The 7,421-nt window shown below is 58.0% G+C and carries 7 protein-coding genes; 5 read left to right on the forward strand and 2 right to left on the reverse strand.

Features of this window, described 5'->3' with window-relative positions; translation table 11 throughout:
• On the reverse strand, window positions 1–805 hold an 805-nt coding region (locus tag VK725_RS04755; RefSeq protein ID WP_325316909.1), incomplete at its 3' end, for an MFS transporter.
• Window positions 806–984: 179 nt separating this feature from the next.
• On the opposite strand from VK725_RS04755, the gene ligA reads away from it, so the two are divergent.
• Both ligA and epmA read left to right on the forward strand, forming a co-directional pair.
• Window positions 985–3,372, forward strand: coding sequence for an NAD-dependent DNA ligase LigA (gene ligA, locus VK725_RS04760; protein WP_325316910.1), 2,388 nt, complete (start codon window positions 985–987; stop codon window positions 3,370–3,372).
• A gap of 5 nt (window positions 3,373–3,377) precedes the next feature.
• Entirely contained in the window at window positions 3,378–4,349 is a 972-nt protein-coding gene (epmA, locus tag VK725_RS04765; protein ID WP_325316911.1) for an EF-P lysine aminoacylase EpmA, read from the forward strand.
• A gap of 68 nt (window positions 4,350–4,417) precedes the next feature.
• On the opposite strand, the gene VK725_RS04770 is transcribed toward epmA, so the two are convergent.
• Entirely contained in the window at window positions 4,418–5,068 is a 651-nt protein-coding gene (locus tag VK725_RS04770) for a response regulator transcription factor (protein ID WP_325316912.1), read from the reverse strand.
• Window positions 5,069–5,228: 160 nt separating this feature from the next.
• Here VK725_RS04770 and VK725_RS04775 point away from each other — a divergent pair, with 160 nt between their 5' ends.
• The 3 genes from VK725_RS04775 to VK725_RS04785 all read left to right on the forward strand — a co-directional run.
• Window positions 5,229–5,930 (forward strand): response regulator transcription factor, encoded by a 702-nt coding sequence (locus tag VK725_RS04775; protein ID WP_325316913.1) that lies wholly within the window; start codon window positions 5,229–5,231, stop codon window positions 5,928–5,930.
• Window positions 5,931–6,057: 127 nt separating this feature from the next.
• Complete coding sequence (locus VK725_RS04780; RefSeq protein WP_325316914.1) at window positions 6,058–6,315, forward strand: hypothetical protein; 258 nt, start codon at window positions 6,058–6,060, stop codon at window positions 6,313–6,315.
• Window positions 6,316–6,594: 279 nt separating this feature from the next.
• Window positions 6,595–7,421: ESPR-type extended signal peptide-containing protein (locus VK725_RS04785; protein WP_325316915.1), on the forward strand; the 827-nt coding region annotated here is incomplete at its 3' end.

Genomic DNA, 7,421 nt, shown 5'->3' on the forward strand with positions numbered 1-7,421 from the left:
GTGCGACGGCTATGCCAGATATAGGCGAATGCAACAGGACGGCCAGCACGACGAGCGAACCCATCTCAACCCATCGAATATTTTCGTCTGCCGCAAATTCCGACGCGGCCAACAGCAGGGCGGACGAGGCCGCAAACAGCAGGAATCCGAATAGATCGAAACGATTGGCCCTATCAAGCCGGTATTCGGGCATTTCGCGATGATTGAGCCACAATCCCACGATGCCCACCGGTACGTTGATGAGAAAGATCAAACGCCAGCTCGTGTATTGCACCAATGCGCCGCCCAGCAGCGGACCGAGCACCGAACCGAGCAAACCGAAGGTTGCGACCGTGCTCATCACCTGGACGAAGTCACGCTTGTCGATACTGCGCACCAGCACATACCGGCCCACCGGCATCAGCGCCGCGCCACCGCAACCTTGCAGCACGCGCGCCAGTACCAGTTCGGGCAATGTCTGGGAGACGCCGCATAGAAACGAGCCAACGACGAAGGTGCCGATAGCCATGGCAAATACGCGCCGCGTGCCGAAGCGGTCGCATAGCCACGGACTGGCTGGTATAAGAATCGCCAGCGTGAGCACGTAGCTGGTAAGCGCGCTACGCATGTTGAGCGGCGTTTCGTTCAACGCGCTAGCAATGGCCGGTACGGCCGTATTGACGATGGTGGAATCCAGCGCCTGCATAAAGAACGCGGCGGAAACCAGCCAGATCAGGCCGATGTAACGCTCCCGGGAGGACTGCGCACCGATATCCGCAGAGGCCGCATCAGCGGTGGCGGTGGATACGGCGGGAGACGGGGGCATAAGCGTTATGATACCTGCTATGGCAGCTATTTGTTTGAATGCAGCCTTGCTGGCCATCCATGGAGCCCTGCAGAAAGGCACGCGTCCCAACCCGCTAACGGGCGGTACCTTCTTCACCGCACGCGGATGTTCCTGGCACAACTGTCATCCGGAAACCTTCGAATCGTTACACTTCGGACATGAGCAAATCGTCAGCATCTTCGCCAGCACAACGCGCGGACGAACTCCGCCAGCTTATCGAACACGCCAACTATCGCTATCACGTGCTCGACGACCCGGACATTCCGGACGCCGATTACGACAAGCTCATGCGCGAGCTGGAAGCGCTGGAAGCTAGTCATCCGGATCTGATAACGCCCGACTCGCCCACACGTCGCGTTGGTGCGCGTGCTGCAGGTGGCTTTGCCGAAGTGCGCCATGCATTGCCGATGCTGTCGTTGAGCAACGCATTCGAGCAGGAAGGTGACAGCGATCGCGAGCGTTACCGCGAAATCGCTGACTTCGAGCGTCGCATCGAGCAGACCCTGGGACGCAGCAATCCGGCGTTCTCGGTGGAACCCAAGCTCGATGGCCTGGCCATTAGTTTGCGCTACGAGAAAGGCGTGTTCGTCCAAGGTGCCACGCGTGGCGATGGCGAAACCGGTGAAGACGTCACCAACAACCTTCGCACCGTGCGCGCCGTGCCGTTGCGTTTGCGCGGTGACGATTGGCCGCGCGTATTGGAAGTGCGTGGCGAAGTCATCATGTTGCGTAAGGATTTCGAAGCCTTCAATGCGTATGCGCGCGAGCATGACGAAAAGCCTCTCGCCAACCCGCGTAATGGCGCGGCCGGTTCGTTGCGGCAGCTCAATCCCGCGATCACGGCCAAGCGCAAACTCAGCTTCTTCGCCTATGCGGTTGGTGTCGTGGAAGGTAGCGAGCTTCCTCCAACGCACTCAAAGACTTTGCAGAAGTTGCGCGAGTGGGGTTTTCCCGTTTCGCCGGAAGTCGGTGTCGCGAAAGGTTTCGACGGGCTCATTGAGTATTACAAACGCATCGGCACCAAGCGCGACAAGCTGCCTTACGACATCGATGGCGTTGTATACAAGCTGGACGATTACGCCGGCCAGCGCGAAATGGGTTTCGTGGCGCGTGCGCCGCGCTGGGCGATCGCGCACAAATTCCCGGCGCAGGAACAAAGCACGACGGTGGATGCGATCGAAATTCAGATCGGTCGTACCGGTGCGGCAACACCTGTTGCGCGCCTGACGCCGGTACAGGTCGCGGGAGTTACCGTCACCAACGCGACGTTGCACAACGCCGATCAGGTCGCGCGATTGGATGTGCGTGTCGGCGACACCGTTATCGTGCGTCGCGCGGGCGATGTCATCCCGGAAGTCGTGCGCGTGGTGCTCGATCAACGTCCCGCTAAAACCAAACCCTGGCACATGCCCACGCATTGCCCGGTGTGCGGTTCCGCGCTAGTGAGAGAAGAGGGTGAGGCTGCATGGCGTTGTTCCGGTGGACTTATCTGCGCCGCGCAACGCAAGGAGGCGCTGATCCACTTCGCATCGCGCCGCGCGATGGATATCGAAGGTATTGGCGAACGCTTTGTCGATGCGTTGGTGGATTTCGGTTACGTGCACACCCCGGCCGATCTCTACAAACTAAAGCTCGACGATTTCCTCGAAATGAAACAGCGCGCCGATGAGCGCGATGGAACCACGCCGGAAACAGTCAAGGCAGGCAAGATCGCGACCAAGTGGGCGGAAAATCTCATCGAGGCGATTGAAGCCAGCAAGAAGACAACGCTTGCGCGTTTTCTCTATGCACTGGGCATCGTGCACATCGGCGAAAGCACCGCCAAGACGCTTGCTACATGGCTCGGTAGCCTAAAGTGGGTGCGCAGCATGCCTGCCGGTGTGCTGCGCGAGCTTCCTGACATTGGCAACGAAGTGGCCGGCTCTATTGCTGCATTCTTCAAGCAGGATGGAAATCGCACGGTGGTGGACGCGCTGCTGAAGGCGGGCATCGAGCTGACGGATGAATCAGATCCATCACCAAAGCTGCACCAGAAGTTAAACCTGGCGACATTGCTGGAGAACGCGGGTATCAATGGTATCGGTCGACGCAACGCTGATTTGCTTGCCGAACATTTTCCGACCATCGGCAAATTGCATAGCGGTGGCAGCAAGCACTGGATGCCGGCGGGTCTTCCGCAGAACGCGGCATCCAGTCTTGAGGAATACCTCTCTGACGAGGACAACCGCAAAGCGCTGCATGAAGCGGAGCAGGCGATGAACCATTTGCTTGCAGCAACATCTCAAAAGGTCGGGGCATCGGAAAAACTGCCGCTCGAAGGCCAGACAGCCGTTCTGACAGGTACGCTAGCGAGCATGGGGCGCGAGGAGGCCAAGGAGAAACTCGAGGCGCTGGGGGCCAAGGTCGCCGGTAGCGTGTCGAAGAAGACCAGTTTTGTCGTGGCAGGCGAGGAGGCAGGCTCCAAGCTGGACAAGGCGCAAGAGCTCGGTATTGATGTGTGGGACGAAGATCAGCTGCTTAAACTTTTCAAGAAGCACGGGACATAACTGTCATGGACGCCAATTTGGTCGTCACGCCTTTTCGTCAGCGCCTGCAGGGACGCGCGCAGCTCTATGCGCTGATTCGTGCGTTCTTTGCCGAGCGCAACGTGCTGGAAGTAGAAACGCCCATCCTTTCTGCTGCAGGCAATACGGACCCGAACATTGAAAGTTTTACCGCACCTTTCAGCGGCCACATCGATGCCGGTGCGCGCGAACGCTGGCTGCGTACATCGCCGGAGCATCCGCTCAAACGTTTGCTTGCCAACGGTGTGGGTGATTGCTACGAGCTTGGCCGCGTTTTTCGCAACGGTGAGGCCGGCGAGCGGCATAACCCTGAATTCACCATGCTGGAGTGGTACCGCGTTGGCTGGAGCCATCGGCAGCTAATGGAGGAAACGATCACGCTTGTCGAATCCGCGCTTGCGATGGTGGGACGTCGTGCTGAAGTGCTGATCGAAGGCTACCGTCAGTTCTTTATCGATGAATTGCTCCTCGACCCACTGCATGCCGAGATCGACGAACTGCGCGCCCCGCTTGCCGAATACAACATCGAACCATCGGGACTCACGCGCGACGATTGGCTGGATTTGCTGATCACGCACAAACTGCAGCCTGCGTTTCCGCACGATCGCATCACCGTCATCCACGACTTCCCGGCCAGTCAGGCGGCATTGGCGCGTGTACGTCCCGGTGATCCGCCGATGGCTGAACGCTTCGAGCTTTATCTTGGGCCTTACGAACTGGCGAACGGTTATCAGGAACTCAACGATCCGTCAGAACAGCGCGCACGTTTTCAAGGCGATAACGCGCGGCGGCGCGAGCGGGGTTTGCGTGAGATGCCGATTGACGAACACCTGCTTGCGGTACTCGGCAACATGCCCGATTGCGCGGGTGTGGCGCTCGGCATCGAGCGCTTGCTCATGTGCCTGGCACGAACAGACAAGATTGGCGACGTGCTGGCATTCCCATTTTCACGGGCTTAAGCGCACCCTGGAACTCTCTAGCTGGTCAGTGACGAGTCAGCAAGCGGTGTTCTTGCACAGTATATTTTTTATTCCGAAGGCGCCTTGCGCGTCAGCCCGAGCTCGATCGCATATTTGAAAAGATCGGCATCGGTTTCTATACCTAACTTGCGCATCGCGCTGACCTTTTGCGTGCTGATGGTCTGCTTGCTTCGCTGCAATTTTTCAGCGATGACATTGATGCTATCGCCACCAACGTATAGCGCGATAACTTCCGACTCGCGCTGCGACAGGCGCGCAGAGCCGGTGGCAGGCAATGCCTTGAGCATGTTGGCAATACGCGGTGAATAATAGCGACGGCCGATGTGTGCCGCTTGTATCGCTGCGCGCAGATGGGACATGTCATCGGTCTTGCTGAGAATAGCGCTGACCCCGTGTGCCGTCAGGCTGCGAATCAACGCCAGCTTTTCGATGCCGGTAAGCATCACGATGCGCAAGTGTGGATAGCGCTGGCGGATGAAGGCAATCAACTCCACGCCATCGCCGTGCTGACCGCCGGGCATCGCGTAATCGGTCACCAGGACATCGCAAGGTTGAGCGTCCAAGAGTGTGACGAGCTGCGTCGAATCGGCAGCTGAGCCAATTCGCTGGATGGAGGATATGTCGTCGAGCGTGGACTCAATGCCCATCCGTATGACCGGATGGTCGTCGGCCACTGCTACCCGAATGTGATGGTCCATCCTGGTCGCGCCTTTTCACCGTACAGCCCAGGGATATTAGCGCTTACCCAACGAGACAATCGTAGTACAAGGCGTCAGGTTCGGTCAGCTCAGGCATATAAGGGCTGTGATAGCTTAGACAGCACCGTACCGCCGGTTTGTGATAAGCGAGGAACAGGGATTGACCATACGGGTTGCCGTAGCCGATGACCATCCGACCTTGCTGGCCGGCATGGAGCATTTGTTGACTGGGCTCAGCGGTATAGCGCTCCTCGGGACGGCTACCAGCTCGACCGAGTTGGTGGCGTTGCTGAGTGAGTCCGCGTGCGATCTCGTTGTCACGGATTTTTCCATGCCCGGCGGCCGTTATGGCGACGGTCTGTCGTTACTGCGCTTCCTTAAGCGCCGCTTTCCGGCCACGCGGCTGATCGTACTTACCAGCATCGAGAACCATGCGGTCATGCAAGGCATCCTGGATGTAGGCGCCATGGGGATTGTCAGTAAATCCGACGATCTTCAACACCTGGAATCTGCCATTGGCATGGCTTATGCCGGCGAGCGTTATGTGTCGCCGCGGGTGACAAACATTCTTGAGCAAGCGGCCGCCGATGCGGACACCGCCAATCCGTTGCCGCAACTGAGCAAGCGCGAAACCGAAGTGCTGCGTCTTTATGCTGAGGGATTGTCGGTATCGGAAATTGGCGCGCGCGCGGGTCGCAGCAGCAAGACCATTAGTGCGCAGAAAATGGCGGCCATGAAAAAACTCGGCCTTCAGCACGATGCGGACGTATTCAAATATGCCGTTGCGCATGGTCTTGTTTCGGCGTCGCAAACATCGCGGCAAAAAGCACGTCAATCCGACGAAGGTGTAGGAAACGACTGACGTTGCGTGCGTCTACAAGCTGTTTGTGATCGGTGTTGTCCGATAGCATGCGGTCCATTACGTAGCTAGCCTTTGTTCACTTCAGGACCGATTTCGGGGCGGCCCTCCTTGTGCAGAGGCATGCATCGTGGACGACTCGTACGATACGGAAGTATCTGCCGTACTACTGGGATTCGGCATGCTCGACAAGGCGCAACGTCACGCGTTCGCTGAGCAATTCAACACATTCATGTACGACTCTCCGCAGGGTCAACGTCGTTCGATGGACGTCTGGTCCATCCAGTGCCGCGAATCTGAAAATCCAACTGCAAGAATGATTGCCGAGTCCTCGGCCGTTTATGCCGCAGGTAAAAAAAAGCGGCGCAAAGCTAAACGTTCCAAGTAAGCGCTAAGACGCGTTACCTGTATCCACGCCGCTGAAAACGGCGTTTTATCTCTGTGGGCGCATTTTTCAGACTAGTACTAATTTTAAATAGGCCTAGTCCGATAGGGTTGAGTGAACCTCTTTCATAGCATTCCTGGTGTGGTCTCGCGACATCACTGCGAGGCCGGCGCACCTAATGGAATCGCCCCTTCTTCATCGAATGGATTCGTTGCGCGATCGAAGGGTCGAGCAACCAAAGGTGCGTCTGAACTTCATTCAAACTCACCGGGAAACCATCGTATGAACACCATCTATCGCATCGTCTGGAACGCCGCCACCGGTAAGTGGGTGGTGGCATCCGAATTGGCCAAGGGCCGTAAGAAGAAGGCATCGCGTCTTTCCGCAGCCATCGCCACCATCACCTTGGCTTCGATATCCGGCGCGGCGCTCGCGCAACAGGCCACTAATCCTGCTGGAACTGTTGGTGCCGGTGGCAGCGCCAACGTCGCTATCGGTCAAGGCTCCCAAGCAAGTTGCGGTGTGGTTGGCACTGGCATTACACCTATCAATCCCCTCGCTACGGCAGCTACATGTGTTAATGGCACGGCGGTCGGTCAGAATGCCAGTGGCAACAATGGTGGCACCGCTTTCGGCGACACAGCCGTGGCCGGCAATTACTTCAGCACCGCACTGGGCGCTTACACCCAGGCAGCCGGCTATTACTCCACTGCGATTGGATTTAGCGCTCTAGCGTCGGGAACCAACAGCTTGGCCATTGGCACCAACAGCCAAGCTTTGAACAATTCGTCCGTTGCCTTGGGCAGTAACAGCCAAGCTGCGAACACACAGGCCGTTAGTATCGGTTACGGTTCAGGGGCGTACGCACCGAGTTCCACTGTCATTGGTTCGAATTCGAGGGCTGGCAGCGCGCCGGGTGCGAGCACGCCGACTGGGAATGTGACGGGATCGACTGCCATCGGCTGGGCGGCTGTTGCGGATGGTGGAACAACAACTACCGGCGCATGGAGTGGCACCGCGGTAGGTACGCATACCATTGCATTGGGTGATGGCGCGACAGCGTTCGGTGATTCTGCGACAGCAAATGCCGACCGCACCGCAGCGTTTGG

Origin of the sequence: Dyella sp. (assembly GCF_035486915.1) — a bacterium.
Lineage (GTDB): Bacteria > Pseudomonadota > Gammaproteobacteria > Xanthomonadales > Rhodanobacteraceae > Dyella_B.

Bases quoted from the DNA above. Each gene is read 5' to 3' on its own strand.
- ligA (WP_325316910.1), top strand. From the start codon at position 985: ATGAGCAAATCGTCAGCATCTTCGCCAGCACAACGCGCGGACGAACTC.
- epmA (WP_325316911.1), top strand. From the start codon at position 3,378: ATGGACGCCAATTTGGTCGTCACGCCTTTTCGTCAGCGCCTGCAGGGA.
- VK725_RS04770 (WP_325316912.1), bottom strand. From the start codon at position 5,068: ATGGACCATCACATTCGGGTAGCAGTGGCCGACGACCATCCGGTCATA.